The sequence below is a fragment of the Acinetobacter sp. MF4640 genome (assembly GCF_002018895.1).
Taxonomy (GTDB): domain Bacteria; phylum Pseudomonadota; class Gammaproteobacteria; order Pseudomonadales; family Moraxellaceae; genus Acinetobacter; species Acinetobacter johnsonii.
Genome location: NZ_MVOM01000015.1, coordinates 25,393 through 48,751 on the forward strand (window position 1 = coordinate 25,393; position 23,359 = coordinate 48,751).

Sequence of the window (23,359 nt, forward strand, 5' to 3'; positions counted from 1 at the left end):
AGCATGTTTAAAAAAGTTCTCATTGCCAACCGTGGTGCAATTGCCTGCCGAGTAATTCGTACATTAAAGAATTTAGGCATTCAGTCTGTTGCGGTGTATTCAGAAGCAGACCGTGATTCCTTACATGTGACTTTGGCTGATGAAGCGGTATTTATTGGTGATAGCCCAGCCAGTCAAAGTTATTTAAATATTGAAAAAATTTTACAGGTCGCGAAAGAAGTAGGTGCTGAAGCCATTCATCCGGGCTATGGCTTCTTGTCTGAAAATGCTGAATTTTGTGATTTGTGTGAGTCACAGGGCATTGTGTTTTTAGGGCCAAATTCTGCACAAATGTGTAGTTTTGGCTTAAAGCATACTGCGCGTGAACTTGCCATTCAGGCGAACGTGCCATTGTTACCGGGTAGCCAGCTTTTAGCAGACGAAGCGGAAGCACTGGTGGAGGCGAATCGTATAGGCTATCCCGTGATGCTGAAAAGTACCGCAGGTGGCGGTGGTATAGGTATGCGTTTGGTGTGGAACGAAGCAGAGCTTAAAGATGCTTATGCAACGGTATCTTATTTGGCCCAAGCTAACTTTAAAGATGCAGGTTTGTATTTAGAAAAGTTTGTGGAAAATGCGCGTCATATTGAAGTCCAAATTTTTGGTGATGGTCAAGGTTTGGTTCTGGCTTTGGGAGAGCGGGACTGTTCAGTACAGCGCCGTAACCAAAAGGTAATCGAGGAAACTCCTGCACCACATTTAAATGATGAACAACGTGCTTATATTCAAGGTGTTGCGATTCAATTGATGCAGTCAGTGAATTATCGTTCGGCAGGTACGGTTGAATTTGTGATGGATACTGACACCCAGCAATTCTATTTCTTAGAGGTGAATACACGTCTGCAAGTTGAACATGGTGTGACTGAACAAGTGTTTGGTGTAGACCTTGTGGAATGGATGGTCACTTTAGGTAGCGGTGACTGGACTGCACCAACAGATACACTTGCACCTAAAGGCCATTCGATCCAAGTCCGTTTATATGCTGAAGATCCAATTAAGAACTTTCAACCCAGTGCTGGCTTACTGACCTATGTCGAGTTTGACCCGCAGGCCCGTAATGAAACATGGGTGGAAACAGGTTCAAATGTGTCTTCCTTTTATGATCCAATGATTGCCAAAATTATTGTGACTCACGAAAACCGTGAGAGTGCAATTCAAGCCATGAGCGATACTTTGGCACAAACTTCAGTGGCAGGAATTGAAACCAATCTTGAGTATTTACAAAACATTATTGACGGTGAAGTGTTTAAAGCAGGGACACAGACTACACGTTTCTTAAATACTTTTGAGTGGAAAACCCAAAAAGTTGAGGTATTACAGTCCGGTATTCAAACGTCAATACAAGACGTCACAGGTCGTTTGGGATACTGGGATGTTGGAGTGCCACCATCAGGTGCGATTGATCCACTATCGTTAAATGTAGCCAATCAACTATTGGGGAATCCATTTAATACCGCGGCGTTAGAATGTACATTACAAGGCCCAACTTTAAAGTTTCACTGTGATAGCCAAATCGTGATTACGGGTGGCGACATGCTTGCGACATTGGATGGTGTTGATGTTGCCATGTGGCAGACCCTTAATGTTAAAAAAGGGCAAATTCTTAAAACGGGTAAAATTACGACAGGTTGTCGCAGTTATATTGGTATTAAAGGCGGGTTCAATGTCCCTACCTACTTAGGTTCACAAGCGACTTTTACTTTAGGTCAGTTTGGTGGTCATGCAGGACGCAATTTACTCATTGGAGATATGTTGCCGATTACGGCTTACAGCTCGGTAGAAACTGTTGCACTCAGTGCAGCACAGGTGCCAAGCTTTAGCCATACTTGGAAGATTGCAGTGATGTATGGACCACATGGAGCGCCCGATTTTTTCACCAAACGAGATATTGAGCGCTTCTTTGAGCAAGAATTTGAAATTCACTTTAACTCAAGTCGTACAGGCATTCGTTTAGTCGGTGAAAAACCTGAATGGGCACGTACCGATGGTGGTGAGGCAGGGCTGCACCCTTCGAATATTCATGATAATGCTTATGCCATTGGAGCGATTGACTTCACTGGAGATATGCCAATTATTTTAGGACCCGATGGTCCAAGCTTGGGCGGTTTCGTTTGCCCAGCGGTGGTGGTTAGCTCAGAACTATGGAAAATTGGTCAGCTTAAAGCGGGCGATAAAGTTAAATTTATCCCCATTTCTTATGATCAAGCACAAGTATTAAATCAAAAATATAGCACAGCGTTAACAGCGGATACGACTGAAAATGTAGATTTTGCTCCAAGCTTTAATGCTGAAATGGAGACACTATCAGATGCCGTTTTAGCGACATTAAAAGGTGAAAACGCTAGACCTGATGTGACTTATCGTCCTGCAGGTAATAGTTATCTGTTGGTTGAATATGGAGAGTTGGTTTTAGATCTCAATTTACGCTTCCGTATTCATGCTTTAATGCAATGGGCTAAAGACCAAAGTATCGAAGGAATTATTGATTTAACACCAGGGATTCGTTCGCTACAAATTCACTTTGACTCATTAAAACTTGATCAGAAACATTTGTTAGCATTATTACAACAGGCAGAAAGTGAATTGCCTGATGTGACAGCAATGGAAGTGCCTTCGCGCACAGTCTATTTGCCTTTGGCTTGGGAGGACTCACAAACTCAGTTGGCGATTGAACGTTATATGCAAACAGTCCGTCCAGATGCGCCGTGGTGTCCTGACAATGTAGAGTTTATTCGTCGTATCAATGGTTTAGACTCAAAGCAAGCAGTGAAGGATATCGTATTCAGCACCAATTATTTGGTGATGGGTTTGGGAGATGTGTACTTGGGTGCACCTGTGGCAACGCCGCTGGACCCACGTCATCGTCTAGTGACCACCAAATATAATCCTGCACGCACTTGGACGCCTGAAAATGCAGTCGGTATTGGTGGCGCATATATGTGTGTCTATGGTATGGAAGGCCCGGGCGGTTATCAGTTTGTTGGACGTACAACCCAAATGTGGAGTCGTTACCGCAAAAATCCTGACTTTGAACAGGATAAGCCATGGCTACTGCGCTTCTTTGATCAAATTAAATTTTACGAAGTGTCTGAAACAGAACTGATGCAAATGCGGGAAGACTTTAAAGCGGGGCGCTTAAAGCTTCGTGTAGAAGATGGGGTTTTAAATCTAAAAGAATACAATGACTTCCTCATTGAAAATGCGGCATCCATTTCAAGTTTTAAAGCGGTACAGCAAACGAACTTTGAAGAGGAACGCCGTCGTTGGCATGAGGCAGGTTTGGCTGAATATGTTTCTGAAAGCCTAGATACTGTTTTAGATGACAGTGAAATTCAAATTCCTGAAGGTGGTTGTGCAGTAGAGTCTCACATGCCGGGTTCTATTTGGAAAATTGAATGTTCCTCTGGAGAAATTGTGGAAGAAGGGGCAACTTTGGCCGTGATTGAAGCCATGAAAATTGAAATTCCCATTATTGCACCTGAGCGGATGAAGGTTGAAGCCATTACCATTGAAAAAGGGCAAACGGTAAAAACAGGTCAGGTGCTGTTTACACTGGCACCTGTAGCCTAAATTCAAATATCACGACATACAAAAAAGACTGCTTAGGCGGTCTTTTTTCGATTCTGAAAGTAGGATTTATCTAGTGCTGACAATAAATCGTTTTGTTAAATCGAGATTACAATGCATAGCAAAAAATAGATTGTTATGAAATGGTTATAAAATGATGTTTTGAATCAAAATATGCTAATTTAGTGGGACGCTTAAAAACATTATGGCTTGTATGAAAAAAACATTACTCGGCATGTTATTCATGTTAACTTCATCAGTGCTTATGGCAAATACGCCTAGTCAGGCTGAGGATACTCAAGCATCAAATCAAAATAATATTCGTGTAACGACTCGCCCTGAAATTGTGGGCTTATGGGGAATGGAAATTCCAAATAATCGTAAATGCGTTGAATACTATAATTTTAAAAGTAATAGTGATGTTGTGATTAAAAGTGGGGAAGAATGGTCTACGGGAATTTATGATTACCAGCCATCTACCGATAAAAATGTGCAACTGCCTGCTTTGATTTTGCAAGTCAAATTTGACAATAACCAAGTGGATTGCTCTGGGTCTCAAGAAGATCAGACTGGAGAAATGTCTCAGTATTTTGTGAAATGGCAAAGTCCATCGACCATTAATTTTTGTGCCAATGATAAAGCACAACAATGCTTTGCAACACTACGTCGCGTATTACCTTAATTAATTGTTTTATAAATAAAAAACCGCGATTTATCGCGGTTTTTTATTTAAGGATCAAGGCAATTATTTGTCTTGATTGCCTTCAATTTGCTTTAACAGGTGCTTTTCAAGGTAGTGAATATCCATTGCTTGTTCACAGAATTTTTCATCTTGAAGAATCAAATCTTTATGCAATGGAATATTGGTTTTAATACCGGTCAAAATCATTTCATCAAGCGCTTGGCGCATGCGTGCAAGTGATGTTTTACGATCCTTACCGTGTGCGATCAGCTTCGCAATCATCGAATCATAGTATGGCGGAATGCTATAGCCTTGATAGATATGTGAATCAAGACGAATACCTGCACCACCTGGCACATAAAAATTCTCAATTTTACCCGGTGAAGGTAAGAAAGTCGTTGGATCTTCAGCATTGATACGGCACTCAATTGCATGGCCTTTGACTTCAACTTGATCTTGTTCAATTTCAAGACCTAAGCCACCAGCAATGCGGAGCTGTTGTTCAATAATGTCGATACCTGTCACCATTTCAGTTACAGGGTGTTCAACTTGAACACGTGTATTCATCTCAATAAAGAAGAATTCACCATCTTCAAACAAGAACTCGAATGTACCTGCACCGCGGTACTGCATTAATTTACAAGCATTTACGCAAGCTTCTAAAATGTCAGCACGTGCTTGTTCAGGTAAATTTGGCGCTGGTGCTTCTTCTAACACTTTCTGATGGCGACGCTGTAAAGAGCAGTCGCGGTCATAGAGGTGAATCGCGTGGCCATTACCGTCGGCAAGAACTTGGACTTCAACGTGACGAGGTGTTTGTAGGAAACGTTCCATATACACCGTGTCATCGCCAAACCACATTTCAGCATCACGCTGTGCGGCTTGAACGGATTCAAGCAGGGTATCGACACGTTCTACAATACGCATACCACGACCACCACCACCAGAAGCAGCTTTCACGATCAATGGGAAGCCAATTTCTTTAGCTTCAGCCAGCGCATTTTGCGGTGTAACCGCATTTGCAGAACCCGGTACGGTTGGAACACCTGCTTTACGCATTGCAGTAATTGCAGAAACTTTGTTACCCATCAAACGGATGTGTTCAGGGCGTGGTCCAATAAAAATGAAACCAGAATTTTCTACAATTTCAGCAAATTCAGCATTTTCTGATAAGAAGCCATAACCTGGGTGAATGGCATCTGCACCTGAAATTTCAGCTGCTGTAATAATGGCAGGAATGTTCAAGTAGCTTTCACTGCTCGCACCCGGTCCAATACATACTGCTTCGTCTACAAAACGTAGGTGCATTAAGTCTTTGTCGGCATCTGAATAGATCCCTACAGTCTTAATCCCTAAAGTTTTGCAGGCACGGGTGATGCGCAGGGCAATTTCACCACGGTTTGCAATTAAAACTTTTTGCAACATTATAAGTCCCCGTCTATTACGCGCGGTAGCGGAATAATGGTTGACCGAATTGGATCACTTCGCCGTTTTTCACTAAAATTTCTTCAACCACACCACTTTGCGTTGCTTCAATCGGGTTCATGATTTTCATTGCTTCGATAATACCAAGTGTCTCACCAGCAGTGATGGTTTGACCGACTTTAACAAATGGCGCTTCACCTGGGCTTGGAGCAGCGTAGAACACACCAACCATTGGAGAAGTTTCTACAGCACCACGTGGTGTTTTAGCCGCTGGAGCCTGAGCAACAGGAGCTGCCATAGCAACAGGAGCACCAGCTGCAACAACTGGACTACGACGAGTCAGAGCAATCGATTGATCGCCTTCTTTAACTTCAATCGCTTGTAAGTCAGATTCAATCATCAGGTCGATGAGTTTCTTGATTTTACGAATATCCATGTGACAGTATTCCTAATTATGATTGCGTAGAGGGTTGAATTTTAGTGAGAGCGTAATTGAGCGCAGCGCTATAACCTTGAGCACCTAAGCCACAAATAACGCCAACGGCTTTATCTGATAAATATGAATGATGTCTAAACGCTTCGCGCGCATGAACATTTGATAAATGAACTTCAATAAATGGGATGGCTACACCAAGCAAAGCATCACGTAGAGCAACAGAGGTATGCGTGAGTGCAGCAGGGTTAATAATAATAAATTGGACGCCATCCGCTTGGGCTTGATGAATACGGTCGACAATGGCACCCTCCCAATTACTTTGGAAAGTGTCGAGAGAAATTGAAGCATTTTCAGCTTGTGCAATGAGTTGCTGATTGATGTCGTTCAGCGTTAGAGAACCATATACTTCTGGTTCGCGCTTTCCTAGCAAATTTAGATTCGGTCCATGAATAACCAAAATGGTCGAACTCATTTAGCTTGCTCCATTTATAAATTGCAATAAATCTTTGCAAGATGGCTGCAAAGTTTGCGTATTATGGCATAAAGTTCTACATTTTTTTTATAGTTTGTTTGAATTGACGTAGATGCTTAGTGCCAAACTTCGGCAATATAATGTAAATTTTGCAAGGAATTGACAATGTTAAAAGATTACAAATTTTCGGATTATTACTCTTTTTTACATTGTAAGCCAAATTGACCAAAAGCAGCAGATTTGTTTTCGTTTTGTGCCACAGGTGCAACTCAAGTCTTGAAAAGAGGGCAACTCAGACTTCTTAGTCGGTAGCTCACTCTGCATCAGATCTAGATCAATTCTTATATGGCTAAACTGTATATCAAAATAAAGCTGAAGTTTGATATCGTTTGTATCTGTACATGATCTGATCAATTTATTCTAGCTATTTTGGCTGGCTTGACGACCATGATCAATTCAGTTGCTAAGCTTTATTGGATCAACATTGAACTGGAAAATATCACTTTCATCAATTAAAACATTAACTTGTTACATTAAAGTGTAGGTGGACGCTTTTGTCTGTTGTTAAGGTCTATTTAGCTGATGCCATGATCTTTTAGAAAAAAACTGAAAAACTTGAAACAGTAAAAGGAAAATTCAGGTTTCTAACGGTGTTTTTCAGCATCCTCTTCACTGAAAAATTTTGCCGTTAAATAAGCAAAAAACTGTAGAAAAATTGCTGAGTAGTGGAATGTACTGAAAAAATATCCTCTTGTTGAGTATTGGCTTTTGCTGTGCGAGAAAATTTATAAAACAAAACGATTGGCTATTTTGCTCATTTTAACTGGGTAGATGTGGCTATACATGATGGGATCTAGTGAGTTTAGGATTGGCAATAAGTGAAATTCCGAAGATATGATTTTGAAATCATAATAATTTCAGTTTGTTTTATATACAATTTTTTGAGTTTTGATGATTTTAAGAGGAGAAATAGAATGAGCCAAAGCCAACATCTTTATAATAACTATTTTTACGCACTCCTATCATTTTTTTAATAGGAAAAAAACAGCCCATGTTGGGCTGTTTTGCGTTCAGATCTAGCGCATTAAGCAATAAAGTCTAAGATAGCCTGATTGAAGGCTTTGGGCTGTTCGATATTTGAAATATGAGAGGCATCGATTTCAAATAGGGCACTACTTCGGATGTGATTCACCATGTACTGTGCATCTGAGACTGTTGTTACGGGGTCTTTACGCCCTGCAATAACAAGTAAAGGCACGTAAATACTTTCGAGTTTTTCACGTAAATCCGCTTTAGCCAAAGCTTCACAACAACTCGCATAACCTTCTGGGCTGCCAGCACCTAAGTCGTTTGAAAGCGCTGCTACAGTTGCTGCGTTGCTTTGGATAAAGGGTTCGGTAAACCAACGGTTTGCAGCCGTCGATGCAATGGGTTCTAAACCTTGGGTGCGTACTAATGATGCGCGATCATTCCATGCTTGTTCATTGCCAATTTTGGCAGAGGTATTACATACAATGGCACGGTGAAAACGTTCAGGTTTATGAATGATTAACCACTGACCTGTAAGTCCGCCCATTGAGATACCGCAAAAAATGGCTTTCTCAATGTTTAAATGATCCAGTAAATGGATCAGGTCTAGACCAAGTTGTTCAATATCATAAGGCCCTTGAGGTGCGGAAGACTGACCATGCCCGCGAGTGTCATAGCAAATCACAAAATAGTTTTTCTGGAAAAAAGTAATTTGTGGTTTCCACATGTTGAAGTTTGTGCCTAGCGAGTTTGAAAAAACGATCGCGGGATTTTTGGGGTCACCAAAGGTCTGATAGTGAATTTCGGCATTGTTTGAAGTAAACCTTGGCATATGCTTTTCCTTAATTCATTAAAAATTTTGAGTGTTTCCACTGTTGTTATCAACAAAAAGTGTTATGAGCAGAAACACCACGTCAGATCATAAGAAGGGTTAAACCCGCTGAATAATCATTGCAATGCCTTGGCCGACCCCAATACACATCGAACACAAGGCATAGGTTCCACCCGTTTGTTCTAACTGGTTTAAAGCCGTGGTGACTAAACGTGCACCCGATGCACCCAGTGGATGACCAATCGCAATTGCACCACCGTTTGGATTCACTTGTGTGGTGTCATCTGCCAGACCTAGGTCACGGGTAACGGCCAGTGCTTGTGCAGCAAAAGCTTCATTCAGCTCAATCACATCCATCTGCTCTAATGTCAGATTGGCTTGTTTCAGTAACTTTTTGATGGCAGGTGCAGGTGCAAAGCCCATAATGCGAGGTTCAACCCCCACAGCTGTAGATGCAATAATCTTGGCACGGGGTTTAAGTTGGTACTGCTCAATCGCTGCTTCTGAAGCGATCAGTACAGCAGCCGCACCGTCATTGATGCCTGATGCGTTTCCTGCAGTGACGGTGCCTTCTGCTGTCACGACTGGCTTCAGTTTTGCCAAAGCTTCCAAGGTGGTCGATGCACGTGGATGTTCATCCGTGTCGACCACAATCGGATCACCCTTACGCTGTGGAATATTCACAGGGATGATTTCATGCGTAAAAAAGCCTTGAGCTTGCGCGGTTGCGGTGCGCTGTTGACTCGCCAAGGCAAACTGGTCTTGATCTGCGCGATCAATATTAAATTGTTGTGCCACGTTCTCCGCGGTTTGCGGCATGGTCTCTACACCATACATCGCTTTGAGCTTAGGATTGATAAAACGCCAACCCATAGTGGTGTCTTCAATCTTTTGACTACGGCCATAAGCTGTTTCTGATTTCCCCATCACAAAAGGTGCACGAGACATACTTTCGACGCCACCTGCGATGATTAAATCTGCTTCGCCGGCTTTAATTGCACGGGCTGCCATCGCAATGGCATCTAGGGATGAACCACATAAGCGATTCACAGTCGTGGCAGGAACTTCAACGGGTAAACCTGCAAGCAGTGCTGACATACGCCCCACATTACGGTTATCTTCACCCGCTTGGTTGGCACAACCATAAATCACGTCATCGACTTGGGTCCAATCCACACTAGGGTTGCGTTGCATTAAGCCTTGAATCGGCACTGCACCCAAGTCATCGGCACGCACTGGAGCGAGTCCACCCGCATAACGGCCGAATGGAGTACGAATGGCATCGATAATATATGCGTCTTTCATGTTTAATCTTGTCCTTTAAAACGGGACTCTGCTGATAGATCAACTGTATCTATTCACGACGGAGTCTTATCATGTTCAGTCAAATAGCAGTAACTCGTTCTCGTCCCTTTTTTAAAAAAGTGACCAAAAACTTTGTCATCAACAAAACCTGTTCACTCACAGCAATTTTCCACTGCTGTTGCAAAAACAATATTTTTAAAGCGCTCGACGGGTTGTTGATGACTATAAGCTCTAGCAAATTTTTCTGAAATTTACTGTGTCGCATCCACCAATGGAGCACCCGTCATCGCCTGCAATTCTGCAAAGCTTAGGCCGTCAACTTTCTCAATCACTTTTAAACCGTCTGCGGTGACATCAATCACACACAAGTCGGTGTAGATCCGATCGACACATTTCAAACCTGTTGCGGGATAAGTCAGTTCAGCCACAATCTTCGGCTCACCTTGTTTGGTCACATGGTCAGTGGTGATAAAGACTTTTTTAGCACCAACGGCTAAGTCCATCGCACCACCGACGGCAGGAATCGCATCGGGTGCACCGGTATGCCAGTTGGCCAAGTCACCATTGGCTGCCACTTGAAAGGCACCTAATACTGCAATATCTAAGTGACCACCACGCATCATGGCAAAAGAATCGCCATGGTGGAAAAAAGCACCGCATTCGAGCATGGTCACATATTCTTTACCCGCATTAATCAACTCAGGGTCTTCTTGACCTTTTTCAGGTGGTGGACCAAAAGCCAATAAGCCATTTTCAGAATGTAAGAACACGTCTTTGTCACTTGGTAAGTAACTGGCAATCTTGGTCGGTAAGCCAATCCCGAGATTGACATACGCACCATCTGGAATATCTTGTGCGACACGTTCCGCAATCTGATTGCGGCTGAGTTTTTGATAGCTCATGATGTTCTCCCGATTACACAGCAACAGGTTCAGGTTGGACCTGCACCACGTGTTGAACAAAAATACCTGCGGTGATGATGTGTTCAGGGTCTAATTCACCCAGTTCTACCACTTCAGACACTTGGGCAATGGTTACACCTGCCGCCATAGCCATAATCGGGCCGAAGTTACGTGCCGACTTGCGGTAGACCAAGTTACCCCAACGGTCGCCTTGTTGGGCTTTAATCAAAGCAAAGTCAGCTTTGATTGGATATTCCAGTACATAATCTTTCCCGTCGATGTGACGGGTTTCTTTGCCTTCGGCCAATAAGGTGCCATAACCTGTTGGGGTAAAGACTGCGCCCAACCCCATGCCTGCGGCTTGAATACGACAGGCCAAGTTGCCTTGTGGTACCAGTTCCAATTCGATTTTGCCTGCACGATAGAGTTCATCGAAGACCCAAGAGTCGGACTGACGTGGGAACGAACAGATGACTTTTTTCACGGCACCCGCTTTCAGTAGCTTGGCTAAACCATAATCGCCATTACCAGCATTGTTGCTGACGATTGTAAGGTCTTTAATGCCGAGTTGAATTAAGCCATCAATCAGTTCAGCAGGTTGTCCTGCTGTACCAAAACCACCAATCATGATGGTGGAGCCATCCTTTATTTGCGAAAGTGCTTCTGTTAAAGAAGCTGAACTTTTATCAATCATAATATTGTCCTAGGCACAACGTACCTATTAACTTTTAGAACTTGGATTGGAGCTTGGTGTTGAAGCTAAAGCTGAAACGTCAGGGCTGCGTTTGGTTAAAATTAGATGCGCAGTTAAACCAATGACGATGCCCCAAAAAACGGAACTTAGACCTAAAAAGTGCATACCTGAAGCTGTAGCTAAAAAAGTAATGAGTGCAGAATCTCGTTGAGATTCATCTTTCATGGCTACAGCGATATTGGTTGAAATGGCACCCAATAAAGCCAAGCCAGCCAAAGCGGCAACAAGCTCTTTTGGCAGCAAGCTAAAGAGCAGAACGATACTGCCTGCAAACAAACCACCTAAAATATAGAAAATACCGTTAGCAACGCCTGCGATATAACGTTTTTCTTTTAACTCATGCGCATCTTTGCCCATACACAATGCAGCCGTAATGGACGCCAAAACAATGGTGATACCGCCGACACATGCAACAGCTAAAGACACAATACTGGTGGTGGTGATAATCGGTTTGGCAGGTATGTCATAGCCACTCAGTTTCATGATGGCCATGCCCGGTAAAAACTGTCCCGTCAGACTGACTAAAATCAGAGGCAGGGCAAGGTTTAAGGTGGAGTGCCAAGTCCATTCAGGGCTGATGAACTGAGGAATAGCAAGTTGGACATCTAAACTCACCGCATTCATTTCACCAAGCCCAAAGCTCAAGGCTACACCTGAAAGCAGTACCCAAAGCATGCTATAGCGTGGTGAAATTCGTTTTGCGACTAAAAAGACAAACAGCATGCTAAATACAATAATAGGCATACTGTTAGTGGCACTAAACAGACCTAAACCAAACTGAAATAGAATACCTGCCATCATCCCAGCAGCCACCGACTGCGGAATCCATTTCAATAATTTATCAAAGTAACCACTGATCCCGATCAGGAAAATCACCACGGCTGAGGTGATATAAGCGGCTACAGCTTCATTCAGGCTAATATTCGGGAACAGGGTGACCAATAAAGCCGTACCTGGTGCAGACCATGCTGTAATCACAGGGACTTTGAACTTAATGGAAAGAAAGATTCCTGCCACGGCTGCTCCAATAGAAATACCCCAAATCCATGAAATCATCATGGTCGGGGAAACCTGAGCTTGTTGTGCAGCCTGAAAGAAGATAATGAGTGGTCCTGAATAGGAAATCAGCACCGCCAAAAATCCTGCGACAGTGGCTGAAATAGACCAATCTTCTTTCAAAGTTTTAAACAGGGTAGCCATTCATTTGCCTCCATGCAGACATGATCCTGTATATAAAAGTAATAACGATCAATTAGCCTTGATCGCCACCGCCAACAGGAACAACTGTACCTGTCATATATGACGAATCATCTGAAGCAAGGAATACAATCGCATTCACTTGTTCCTGAATCGTGCCATAACGGTTCATAAGACTACGATCAATGGTTTGATCAACCACTTGTTGCATCCACGCTTTTTCATTTTCAGACAATGGATTTGCATTACGTGGCACTTTACGCGGCGGTGCTTCGGTTCCACCCGTAGCAACCGCATTCACTCGGATCCCATCTTCAGCATGTTCAAAAGCCAGCGATGCAGTAAGGGCGTTGACCCCGCCTTTGGAAGCCGAATAAGGCACACGGTTAATGCCACGAGTCGCTATAGAAGACACATTTACAATCGTACCTTTTTGATTTTTAATCATTTCAGGTAAAACAGCACGACAACACCACAGCGTTGGAAATAATGAGCGATTCACTTCTTTGATGATTTCTTCTTCAGAAAACTCCTCAAAAGGTTTCATCCAAATTGCACCGCCGACGTTGTTGATGAGCACATCGACACGGCCATAGACCTCAAGTGCTTTGTCTACAACACTTTGTGCGCCTGCGAAGGTTTCAATGTTGGCTTTGACTGTGATTGCATCGCCTTGATGCGCTTCAATTTCTGCTAATGTTTCATTGACATAGTCAGATAAGTCAGCTAAGACAACTTGCGCACCTTCATCAGCGACTTGGAGAGCAACACCGCGACCAATGCCTTGAGCAGCACCAGTCACAATTACGACTTTGTTTAAAAATCTTTGACGATCAGACATGAGAAGTGGCCCCAATCAGTTTGCAGAGAATTTTTCAAACAGGAAGTTTGCAGGCTTTACGCCTTCGCTATCTAACCAACCGCGAACAGCATCAACCATAGGGACAGGACCGCAAAGGTAGACATCGACGTCACCGCCATTGAGCCATTCATTGTCGATGTGACCCGTCACATAACCTTTACGCTCGTGTGCAGAGTCTGGACTTGCAACAACGGTACGGTACTCAAACCATGGGAGTTTGGCTTGAAGTGCATCCAGTTGTTCTAAAGCAACTAAGTCAAAATCATTGGTCACGCCAAATACTAAACGCACAGGGTGTTCTGCGCCTTTTTCTTCTAAGACTTGCAGCATAGACATAAAAGGGGCAATACCTGTACCGCCTGCAAGCATGACAACAGGACGCACTACATTACGCAGGTAGAAGCTACCAAATGGACCAGTAAAAGTCATTTTGTCGCCCGCTTTGGCAGTACTACTTAAAAAGCTACTCATTTTGCCATTCGGCACGTTACGTACCACAAAACCTGTTAAACGGTTACCTGGTTTCGAGCTAAATGAATATGAACGCGTTTCTGCTGTCTCTGGAATGCCGACGTTGACATATTGACCCGCTAGGAAGTGAATATCAGGTTGACCTTCATCAAGCTGAATATCAAAAGTAATGGTCGATTCTGATAAGTTTTCAACAGCGACTAAAGTGCCTTGGTACTGGTGAATTTCAGTTTTGCAGACTTCAGATGAAGCTTGAATTTGGAATACGGCATCCGAGCTTGGACGGCATTGGCAAGCCAAAATATAGCCTTGTGCCGCTTCTTCAGGTGTTAACGCATCTTCAATATACGTCTCTTCAGGCATGTCATAACTACCAGATTCGCAAAAAGCGCGGCAAGTCCCACACGCACCATCACGGCAGTCTAGCGGAATGTTAATTTTTTGGCGGTAAGCGGCATCTGATAATGACTCACCTTGAGTCACGGTAATAAAACGCGTTACGCCATCTTCAAATTGAAGTGCAACATTGTGGTTTGACATGGCTGAATATCCTTTAAAAACGTTGAAACTTGGAACTCTCAGCCAAAACTCCATTTGGCTGAAAGCATACTAAGGATGTGTGGCTAAAACTTAGAGGTGATAAACATCAATCACTTGGTTGATGTAATCATTTTTCAGTACTACGTATTTGCTTAAAATTTGTGGTTTTTCACCTGAAAAATCGATTTCATAGCGTGACATACCAAAGTAGCTATAACTGGTTTTGTAGCGGAAGCTCAGCGTATTCCAGTTAAAACGGACGGTAACTTTATCGCCATCACGCTCAATCACTTCGATATTGTTCACATTGTGACAAGTACGTGTGTCTGGCATGGTCGCAGAAGAGCGTTCAGTTTTAATGCGGAACACACGGTCTTCTAAACCTTGGCGGTCTGGGTAGTAAATCAGTGAAATTTCAGACTGCGGATCCGTAGTCAGGGTATCGTCGTCATCCCATGCAGGCATCCAAAACGATGCAGAAGGGGCATAACATGCAAGCCAATCGTCCCATTGTTCATCATCTAAAAAGCGTGCTTCTTGATACAGAAACTGACTGATTTGTTCGATGCTAACGGTATTAAGTGTTGTAGGAGCATTCATGCCACTTCTCCTTGTTCATTTGCAGTTTCAACAGCCAGTGCTTTTTCATTGGCTATTGCAATTTTCATCATGTCTAACCAGTGTTGGTGCTGAGCAAGGTAGAGGCCTTCATCTTCAGTTTTTACACCTGAAAGTTTTGGTTTTAGACCAATTTCATTAGCAGCATCATCTGGGCCATGAATCCAATGTTTTGAACCGCGGCACATATCGTTCCATTCCAGTTCAATGCCTGCGTAGCCCGCTTGGCATGCACGGAATTCTTCTAAATCATCTGGTGTTGCCATGCCTGAGGCATTGAAGAAGTCTTCGTACTGGCGAATACGGCGCGTACGAGCTTCCGCGTTTTCACCTACAGGTGCGATACAGTAAATCGTGACTTCAGTTTTATTAACTGAAATTGGGCGAAGTACGCGAATTTGTGAACCGAACTGATCCATCAAATAGACGTTTGGATAAAGACAAAGGTTGCGTGAGCGCTCAATCATCCACTTCGACATTGCTTCGCCAAATTTTTCAGAATATTCGTCGGCTTTCGGGAAGTTTGGACGGTCTTCTGGATTCGCCCACTGTGTCCAAAGCAGCATGTGACCATTGTCAAAACCGTATGAACCACCGCCTTGTTTGCCCCAAGCGCCTGCGCTCATGGCACGGATGTTGTCACCCGCTTGTTTTTCTTTACGTTGTTGCGTGGTCGCTGCATAGTTCCAGTGCACCGCTGAAACGTGATAACCATCTGCGCCATTTTCTGCAGTTAGTTTCCAGTTGCCTTCATAAGTGTAGGTAGACGCGCCACGTAAAACTTCAAGACCTTGCTCAGATTGATCCACAATCATGTCAATGATTTTGCTGGTTTCGCCTAAGTATTCTTCTAAAGAGGGAACATCTGGATTTAAGCTACCGAACAAGAAACCTTTATAGTTGCCAAAACGTGCGACTTTTTTCAGATCATGTGAACCTTCGTGGTTAAAACAGTCTGAATAACCTGCATCTGCTGGATCTTTAACTTTTAAAAGCTTGCCTGAGTTGTTAAATGTCCAACCATGGAAAGGGCATGTATAGGTTGCTTTGTTGCCACGTTTATTACGACAAAGCTGTGCACCACGGTGTGAACAGGCATTGATCATTGCATTGAGTTCACCATTACGGTTACGTGCAATCAGAATCGGCTGACGGCCAATATACGTCGTGTAATAGTCATTGTTATTTGGAATTTGGCTTTCGTGTGCCAAGTAAACCCAGTTACCCTCGAAGATATACTTCATTTCTAGGTCAAAAAGGGCTTGATCAGTAAACACTGAACGATGAAGTTTGAATTCGCCTGTTTCAAAGTTGTCGACAAGTAATTCATCGATACGATCGAGATGGCTAGTATTAATAACTGGGATACGTGGCATGTCCGTTCTCCGACTTTCCAAAAGTGAGGAAGTCCCCGAAATGCGACTTTGCAGTGGCTATTTCGGTTCCAAGGGTAATTAAGCGCTAGCGCGACGACGTTCAACTTCAGTTGATGGTGCAGCCGCTTGGTCTTTCACCAGTTCAACATTGAATTGAATGTGTTTGAATGGACCACTTAAACCACGGCGCGCAATTTCAGCTTCATCGGTAATATCGACAGCGGTAGCCACTAAGCCTTCACGTGTTGCAAATGCAAAGTCATCCCACAGGTATTGGTCACCCTCAATGTTGAATTGGGTGGTTAACTTGCGGTAGCCTGGTGCAGAAACGAAGTAATGTACGTGCGAAGGACGGTTACCATGACGGCCTAACTTGTTCAATACAAATTGAGTTGTCCCTTCTGGTGGGCAACCATAACCGACAGGCATCGTGGTGAGAGCAACGTATTTACCATCTTGGTCGCTAATGATTGAACGACGTAGATTGAAGTCTGATTGTGACTTATCGAAGAAAGAGTAGTTGCCTAAGCTATTGGCATGCCAAACTTCAACTTTTGCACCTTCAATAATCTGACCATCAGTGTCAGTTACTGTCCCTTCAATAATCAGAGTCGGAATTTTGCCTTCTTCAGAACCATCATCCATACGCGTAAATCCAACCGATTCAGGCGCACCAGCTACGTATAAAGGACCCTCGATGGTACGTGGCGTTCCGCCTGTAATGCCTGCTTTGGCATCGGCTTCATCTGCACGTAAGTCAAGATAGTGCTCAAGACCAAGTCCGGCCGCAAGTAAACCGAGTTCGTTGGCTTGGCCTGCATCCGTAAAGTATTCAAGACCTTTCCAAACTTCAGTTTGGCTCAAATCTAAATCTTCAATCGCTTGGAATAAGTCACCCAATAGGCGAACCACAATTTGTTGAGTACGCGCGTCTACAGAACCTGTTGCTGTATCCACATTCATATTTTTGACTAATGCATCAATCTGTTGACGATTCATACTAGTGCTCCTTAAGTATGTTTGCTGTGTGGTGGCTAGCTTTATTGATTTATTTAAAAGCTTAGCTGCCACGTTCCTTGTTAATTTCTTTCACTGGAATATTCACTACGTTCCAGTGATTAAATTGCATAAAATCTTTTTTCAATTAACGATCATCTTCTCGAATAGACGATGGATGTCGGTTTAAAGGCATCACTTCAATATTCATATACGGGTACAGAGGTAAACCTTGCAAAATGTTGTGTAGCTCTTCATTGCTGTCTACATCAAAAATGCTGATGTTTGAGTATTGACCTGTAATACGCCAAATATGTCGCCATTTGCCTTGAGCTTGTAGCTCTTGCGAATATGCTCTTTCGACTGCTTTAATTTCACTGGCAGTTTCAGCAGGCATATCCAGTGGAATGTTAACATCCATACGTACGTGAAAAAGCATGTATAACTCCTAAACGGTTAAGACGTCGCTTAAGCGCGGCGCAGCTGATCAATCTTGTTTTCATCCAGTTCAATACCGAGTCCTTTGCCTTGGGGTAAGTGCAAAGTGAAGTCAGTGTATTGAAGTGGGGTTTTTAAAATATCTTGGGTTAACAGCAGTGGGCCGAATAGCTCTGTGCCATAGGCTAAATTTTCAAAGGTCGAGAACAAATGTGCCGAAGCAATCGTGCCGACTGCACCTTCAAGCATGGTCCCGCCATACAAATCTATACCTGCTAAGTTGGCAATCTTCGCGACTTCATGACCTTCAATTAGTCCACCAGACTGAGCCACTTTGACTGCAAAAACAGAGGCCGCATTGGTTTTGGCTAAACGGTAGGCTGAGCTTGGTCCCATGAGCGATTCATCCGCCATGATGGCAAGATCAAAACGTCGTGTTAAACGCTGCATTGCATCAATGTTGTCGATCGCACAGGGTTGTTCAATCAGGTCAACACCACCATTTTGTAGGAGTTGAATACCCTTAATCGCATCTAGCTCAGACCATGCACGGTTCACATCGACACGGATGGAAATGTCTGAACCCAGTGCTTGTTTAATCGCAAGAACATGTTCAACATCTTCTTCTACACGGCGTGAACCAATTTTAAGTTTGAAAATATTGTGGCGTTTTGCCTCAATCATTTTTCGGCCTTCAGCAATATCTTTTTCAGTGTCACCAGATGCCAATACCCAAAGTACAGGTAAGCTGTCACGTAAACGGCCACCCAATACTTCAGAAAGAGGTAAATCTAAACGTTGCGCTTGGATGTCGAGTAGAGCGGTTTGAATTGCACATTTGGCAAAACGGTTACCATTAATATTCTTTTTCAAAGCACGCATGGTTTGTGCGATGTTTTGAGCTTTAAGGGACTTCAATAAAGGTGCAAAATAAGTTTCAATATTGGTCTTAATGCTTTCTGGACTTTCTTCACCGTAGCCCAGTCCACCAATCGTTGTCGCTTCACCCCAACCGATAAAGCCATCTTCAGTGCTGATTTTCACCAAGACAAGCGTTTGCGTTTGCATAGTCGCTACCGCCATTTTGTGTGGGCGAATAGTGGGGATTTCGACGAGTAAGGTTTCTATAGATTTATACATCGTAACTCTGCGCAGCCTTGCGTTGTGTACCTGATTTGATATACCTTAAAAGAATAAATATGAACTGTCGAAGATCAAATTAGCATTTTAATATATCTTAAAGGTATAAATAGTCATGGAATTGAGACACCTCCGCTACTACGTAGCTGTTGTAGAAGAGCAGAGTTTTACCAAAGCTGCTGAAAAATTATTCATTGCACAGCCTCCTTTAAGCCGCCAGATACAAAATCTGGAGGCTGAATTGGGTGTGCAATTATTTGAACGTGGCAGCCGTCCACTCAAGACCACGGAAGCAGGACAATTCTTCTATCAACACGCTGTTAAACTTTTGTCTAATGCCGAAGAAGTCAAAGCCATGACACAACGTGTAGGCTTGGTTGAAAAAACGGTGACTATGGGCTTTGTAGGTTCATTGTTATATGGTTTATTGCCTAAAATTGTGTATTTATTTCGCCAACAGCAGCCACATTTAAAAATCGAATTGATCGAAATGAGTACCAAAGACCAGATTCAGGCCTTAAAAGAAGGGCGGATTGATGTTGGTTTTGGACGCTTACGCATTTCCGATCCTGCTGTGCGTCGGGTTTTACTGCGTGAAGAACCGTTGATGTTAGCGGCACATTCTAGTCATCCTTTGACGGCGCAAAAACAAGGCGTGTACCTGTCGGATTTGGTCGATCAAAACTTATTTCTTTATCCAAGTCATCCCAAGCCAAACTTTTCTACTCAAGTCCAAGGGCTGTTTTCAGAATATGGACTGGAACCCAAACATTTAAAAGAAGTTCGTGAAATACAGTTGGCACTAGGGTTGGTTGCAGCCGGAGAAGGAATTTGTGTGGTTCCAGAAAGTGCACGAACCATTCAACTGCCGCATTTGAACTATATTCCAATCTTAGATGATGCAGCGACTAGCCCCATTTTTCTGGCGATTCGTTCCATGGATGAAAGCGAAGATATTCGTTCATTATTTGATTGTATTTATCAGGTCTATGACCTTGAAGCGATCAAATATGACCGCGCATTTATCTAAACTTGGGGATTTAAATTCCACGATACTTTTAACGTCTACACTTTAAAACGAGCCATTTCAGCCATCCTTGGGGATGGCTTTTTTTATAGTCATTTTCGCTTGGTTTTGCTTATTTTTTGTCTCTCGCTGCAATCATTGGTTATATAAGCTATTTATTTAAAACAATAAAAACCTTAACCGACCTTAAAGGTATAAATATAGAGTTATTCGGTTTTGGACAAGAAAGCTACTTTTGCTGCAATGTGCACAGCAACAAACATTCGCAAGCAGGAGGCTTAAAGTGAATACAAATCCAGTTAACATCAACACGGTGGTCGATGAAGCCAAATTTACGCCCTTTCATTGGAGTGTACTCATTTGGTGTCTACTGATTATTATTTTTGACGGTTATGATTTAGTCATCTATGGCGTGGCACTGCCACTTCTGATGCAAGAGTGGGGACTCAGTGCAGTACAAGCAGGCTTACTTGCGAGTACCGCATTGTTTGGCATGATGTTCGGTGCAATGAGCTTTGGTACGTTGTCTGACAAATTGGGCCGTAAAAAGACCATTATGATTTGTGTGGCTATTTTTAGTGGCTTCACCTTTCTAGGCGCATTTGCAAGTAATCCTATTGAGTTTGGTATTTTACGTTTTCTTGCGGGACTTGGCATTGGTGGGGTGATGCCAAACGTGGTCGCACTCATGACTGAATATGCTCCGAAGCGTATTCGTAGCACACTCGTTGCGGTTATGTTCAGTGGCTATGCTATTGGCGGCATGACCTCAGCTTTACTGGGTGCATGGTTGGTAACAGACTATGGTTGGAAAATCATGTTCTATATTGCCATCATTCCATTTTTGGCTTTGCCGATTCTTTGGAAGTTTCTACCTGAGTCTTTAATGTTCCTGACTAAAAAGGGTGAAACTGAAAAAGTCCGTGAAATTGTACAAAAAATTGCACCGGAGCAAGCAATTCAGCCAGAAACGACTTTTAAACTTAATGAACCTGTTGCTGGTGATGACGCTCCATTAAAAGCATTGTTCCAACAAGGTCGTACCTTTAGCACCATGATGTTTTGGGTGGCATTCTTTATGTGCCTGCTCATGGTCTATGCGCTTGGAAGCTGGTTACCAAAACTGATGATTCAAGCAGGCTATTCGCTTGGTGCAAGTATGATTTTCTTATTTGCTTTAAATATTGGCGGTATGGTTGGAGCGATTGGCGGTGGTGCGCTCGCAGACCGTTTCCACTTAAAACCAGTTTTGACAACCATGTTCACCGTGGGTGCTATTGCACTGATTCTACTCGGTTTCAACAGTCCACAAATGGTGCTGTACGGTTTAATTGCGATTGCAGGCGCAGCAACCATTGGTTCACAAATTCTACTGTATACCTTTGTCGCACAGTTCTATCCAACTGCAGTACGCTCTACAGGTATGGGCTGGGCTTCAGGCATAGGACGCATTGGCGCAATTGTTGGGCCTGTACTGACAGGTGCATTGTTAACTTTTGAGTTGCCACATCAAATGAATTTTCTCGTGATTGCGATACCTGGTGTGATTGCGGCTTTGGCAGTGTTTATGGTCAACTTAAAAGTGTCTGTAGACGGTGAAAAAACCAAATCAAAACAAGTGTTTGATGCAGTTAAATCCACAGCCAATTAAATAATACTGAACCCATGAGTCTAGTGCATTAGTAGTAGGCTCATTTCAAAAACTGTATGAACTGTTAAAATCAATTTGCTTTTTAGAAGTTGTTTTTTAACGCGATTTTTAATGCGATAAAAAGTTTCATTTTAAAGTATTAAAAGAAATGCATTGCGTTAGAAAACAGCGATGAAAAAGAGAGCTAAATATTAAAGAGTAAAAGTCAGGACAGACTTAAATACACAGGACCCGTGTTGAATGAAACAATTTAAGAAGAACGTTTTAGTTGTAACTTTATCCATGTTAAGTAGTGCAGCATTACACGCACAAACCAATACGACGGCAGAGATTGAGCAACTTAGAAGTGAAATTAATGCGTTAAAACAAATGCTTCAACAGAATACGCAGCAACAACAGCAGCAAGCTGTTCAATTGAGCACTGTTGAACGTCAAGTGTTGACGACGCCAAAAACAGTTGAAAAAACGGGTTTAGGTTTGACCAAAGGTGGGGCAGAGTTCAACTTATACGGTAATGTTCGAATGGATGCATCGTATCAAGCTGAAGGCGGTAGCAAAGACATGCCTTATAACCAAATCAATAGCGTACCTTTAGAAGGAAATGCTGAAAATAGCGATCGTTTAAGATCAACTCTTTCAGCAACGCGATTAGGTTTGGACTTTAAAGCACCAGTCGCCGATCAGAACTTAAATGCCAAAATTGAGGTCGACTTTTTAGGCGGTGCAAACCTTGATAATTTACGTATTCGTCATGCGTATTTAAACTATGGTAACTGGTTAATTGGTCAAACGTGGTCAAACTTTGCGACTCCAGACTATATCCCTGAAACGATTGATGCTTTGGCTTATGTGGGTGCTTCAATTAAACGTACACCTCAAGTGCGTTATACCCATAAATTCACGCCAAATACTAACTTAGTCGCGGCAGTTGAAGACCCGAAAGATGCCAGCATGAGCCAACGTATGCCTGCATTTACAGGACGACTGAATCATAAGTTTAATGATGCACTTTCAGTCAGTGGACGTGCAATGGCGCATGAAAAACGTATTCAAAATCAAGAAGAGTGGGCGTATGGCGTAGGTGTTGGTGCCAAATTTGACATCAGCCCTGTGACTTCTGTGAAAGCCGACTACTACCATGTCAAAGGTGATAGCAGCTTTGTATCCTTTACAAACCCTGGCGTAGTTGCAACAGGCACAAGTATTGAACAAAGTGAGTTTGACTCAATTACTGTCGGTTTAACACAGAAGTTTAATGATAAATTACGTGGTACGTTGGCATATGGTTATATGACTTTTGATAAAAATCAGGACTACCTTGATGCTGTAGCTGATGATACCAAAATCAATAAAAACTTATGGCAGGCATGGGGCAATTTATTCTATAGCCCAGTTCAGCCTGTTAGCCTTGGTGTCGAGTATGTCTACGGTGAGCGCGAAGCATTTGCACCTGCGGCAAATGGTAGTAAAAAAGGTGAAGACAACCGTGTGAACTTGGTTGCGATTTATAACTTCTAATGCTTGAAGTGATAACCCATTTTCACTTTGATATGTATAGAACGATGTGAAATTTCGCATAGAAGCCGAAGGATAACCCCTT

General features: G+C 42.9%; 20 protein-coding genes. 5 read left to right on the top strand and 15 right to left on the bottom strand.

Annotated features, from left to right (window positions below; translation table 11 throughout):
* The first annotated feature begins 3 nt into the window (after positions 1 to 3).
* Entirely contained in the window at positions 4 to 3,609 is a 3,606-nt protein-coding gene (gene uca / locus MF4640_RS07005) for an urea carboxylase (RefSeq protein ID WP_078389094.1), read from the top strand.
* A gap of 211 nt (positions 3,610 to 3,820) precedes the next feature.
* Positions 3,821 to 4,288, top strand: coding sequence for a hypothetical protein (locus MF4640_RS07010; protein WP_010326667.1), 468 nt, complete (start codon positions 3,821 to 3,823; stop codon positions 4,286 to 4,288).
* Between the two features lie 63 nt (positions 4,289 to 4,351).
* Here MF4640_RS07010 and accC read toward each other — a convergent pair whose 3' ends face one another.
* The 15 genes from accC to MF4640_RS07090 form a co-directional block, all read right to left on the bottom strand.
* Positions 4,352 to 5,713 carry an acetyl-CoA carboxylase biotin carboxylase subunit gene (gene accC, locus MF4640_RS07015; protein ID WP_005399493.1) on the bottom strand — a complete coding sequence of 454 codons (1,362 nt, stop codon included), beginning with the start codon at positions 5,711 to 5,713 and terminating at the stop codon, positions 4,352 to 4,354.
* A gap of 16 nt (positions 5,714 to 5,729) precedes the next feature.
* The gene (gene accB, locus MF4640_RS07020; RefSeq protein ID WP_004979753.1) at positions 5,730 to 6,149 is read right to left on the bottom strand and encodes an acetyl-CoA carboxylase biotin carboxyl carrier protein; all 420 of its coding nucleotides are present in this window, start codon (positions 6,147 to 6,149) and stop codon (positions 5,730 to 5,732) included.
* A gap of 16 nt (positions 6,150 to 6,165) precedes the next feature.
* Positions 6,166 to 6,621: a type II 3-dehydroquinate dehydratase gene (gene aroQ, locus MF4640_RS07025; protein ID WP_010326669.1), complete on the bottom strand. Its 456-nt coding sequence runs from the start codon at positions 6,619 to 6,621 to the stop codon at positions 6,166 to 6,168.
* A 1,084-nt stretch (positions 6,622 to 7,705) separates the two neighbouring features.
* Positions 7,706 to 8,482 carry a 3-oxoadipate enol-lactonase gene (gene pcaD / locus MF4640_RS07030; RefSeq protein WP_078389095.1) on the bottom strand — a complete coding sequence of 259 codons (777 nt, stop codon included), beginning with the start codon at positions 8,480 to 8,482 and terminating at the stop codon, positions 7,706 to 7,708.
* Positions 8,483 to 8,581: 99 nt separating this feature from the next.
* Positions 8,582 to 9,787, bottom strand: a complete 1,206-nt coding sequence (pcaF, locus tag MF4640_RS07035; RefSeq protein ID WP_078389096.1) for a 3-oxoadipyl-CoA thiolase — start codon at positions 9,785 to 9,787, stop codon at positions 8,582 to 8,584.
* A gap of 251 nt (positions 9,788 to 10,038) precedes the next feature.
* Positions 10,039 to 10,689 carry a 3-oxoacid CoA-transferase subunit B gene (locus MF4640_RS07045; protein ID WP_078389097.1) on the bottom strand — a complete coding sequence of 217 codons (651 nt, stop codon included), beginning with the start codon at positions 10,687 to 10,689 and terminating at the stop codon, positions 10,039 to 10,041.
* A gap of 13 nt (positions 10,690 to 10,702) precedes the next feature.
* On the bottom strand, positions 10,703 to 11,383 hold the full coding sequence (locus MF4640_RS07050; protein ID WP_004693199.1) for a 3-oxoacid CoA-transferase subunit A: 681 nt from the start codon (positions 11,381 to 11,383) through the stop codon (positions 10,703 to 10,705).
* Positions 11,384 to 11,410: 27 nt separating this feature from the next.
* Complete coding sequence (gene benE / locus MF4640_RS07055; protein ID WP_005399488.1) at positions 11,411 to 12,643, bottom strand: benzoate/H(+) symporter BenE; 1,233 nt, start codon at positions 12,641 to 12,643, stop codon at positions 11,411 to 11,413.
* Between the two features lie 52 nt (positions 12,644 to 12,695).
* Positions 12,696 to 13,481, bottom strand: coding sequence for a benzoate diol dehydrogenase BenD (gene benD / locus MF4640_RS07060; protein ID WP_078389098.1), 786 nt, complete (start codon positions 13,479 to 13,481; stop codon positions 12,696 to 12,698).
* A 15-nt stretch (positions 13,482 to 13,496) separates the two neighbouring features.
* The gene (gene benC, locus MF4640_RS07065; protein ID WP_005399486.1) at positions 13,497 to 14,513 is read right to left on the bottom strand and encodes a benzoate 1,2-dioxygenase electron transfer component BenC; all 1,017 of its coding nucleotides are present in this window, start codon (positions 14,511 to 14,513) and stop codon (positions 13,497 to 13,499) included.
* Positions 14,514 to 14,603: 90 nt separating this feature from the next.
* Positions 14,604 to 15,113 (bottom strand): benzoate 1,2-dioxygenase small subunit, encoded by a 510-nt coding sequence (benB, locus tag MF4640_RS07070; RefSeq protein ID WP_004979732.1) that lies wholly within the window; start codon positions 15,111 to 15,113, stop codon positions 14,604 to 14,606.
* On the bottom strand, positions 15,110 to 16,507 hold the full coding sequence (gene benA / locus MF4640_RS07075; RefSeq protein WP_004693190.1) for a benzoate 1,2-dioxygenase large subunit: 1,398 nt from the start codon (positions 16,505 to 16,507) through the stop codon (positions 15,110 to 15,112). The genes benB and benA overlap by 4 nt, the downstream gene beginning before the upstream one ends.
* Positions 16,508 to 16,585: 78 nt before the next feature.
* Positions 16,586 to 17,506, bottom strand: a complete 921-nt coding sequence (gene catA, locus MF4640_RS07080; protein WP_078389099.1) for a catechol 1,2-dioxygenase — start codon at positions 17,504 to 17,506, stop codon at positions 16,586 to 16,588.
* Between the two features lie 145 nt (positions 17,507 to 17,651).
* Entirely contained in the window at positions 17,652 to 17,942 is a 291-nt protein-coding gene (catC, locus tag MF4640_RS07085) for a muconolactone Delta-isomerase (RefSeq protein ID WP_078389100.1), read from the bottom strand.
* Between the two features lie 29 nt (positions 17,943 to 17,971).
* Positions 17,972 to 19,081 (bottom strand): muconate/chloromuconate family cycloisomerase, encoded by a 1,110-nt coding sequence (locus tag MF4640_RS07090; protein WP_078389101.1) that lies wholly within the window; start codon positions 19,079 to 19,081, stop codon positions 17,972 to 17,974.
* A 115-nt stretch (positions 19,082 to 19,196) separates the two neighbouring features.
* Between MF4640_RS07090 and MF4640_RS07095 the strand changes: the two genes are divergently transcribed.
* The 3 genes from MF4640_RS07095 to MF4640_RS07105 all read left to right on the top strand — a co-directional run bounded on the left by MF4640_RS07095 (position 19,197) and on the right by MF4640_RS07105 (position 23,277).
* Entirely contained in the window at positions 19,197 to 20,111 is a 915-nt protein-coding gene (locus MF4640_RS07095) for a LysR family transcriptional regulator (RefSeq protein WP_005399482.1), read from the top strand.
* Positions 20,112 to 20,391: 280 nt separating this feature from the next.
* A complete protein-coding gene (locus MF4640_RS07100) occupies positions 20,392 to 21,759 on the top strand; it encodes an MFS transporter (protein WP_058869586.1) in 1,368 nt (455 codons plus the stop codon).
* 240 nt (positions 21,760 to 21,999) lie between these two features.
* Complete coding sequence (locus tag MF4640_RS07105) at positions 22,000 to 23,277, top strand: DcaP family trimeric outer membrane transporter (protein WP_078389102.1); 1,278 nt, start codon at positions 22,000 to 22,002, stop codon at positions 23,275 to 23,277.
* The last annotated feature ends 82 nt before the right edge of the window (positions 23,278 to 23,359 follow it).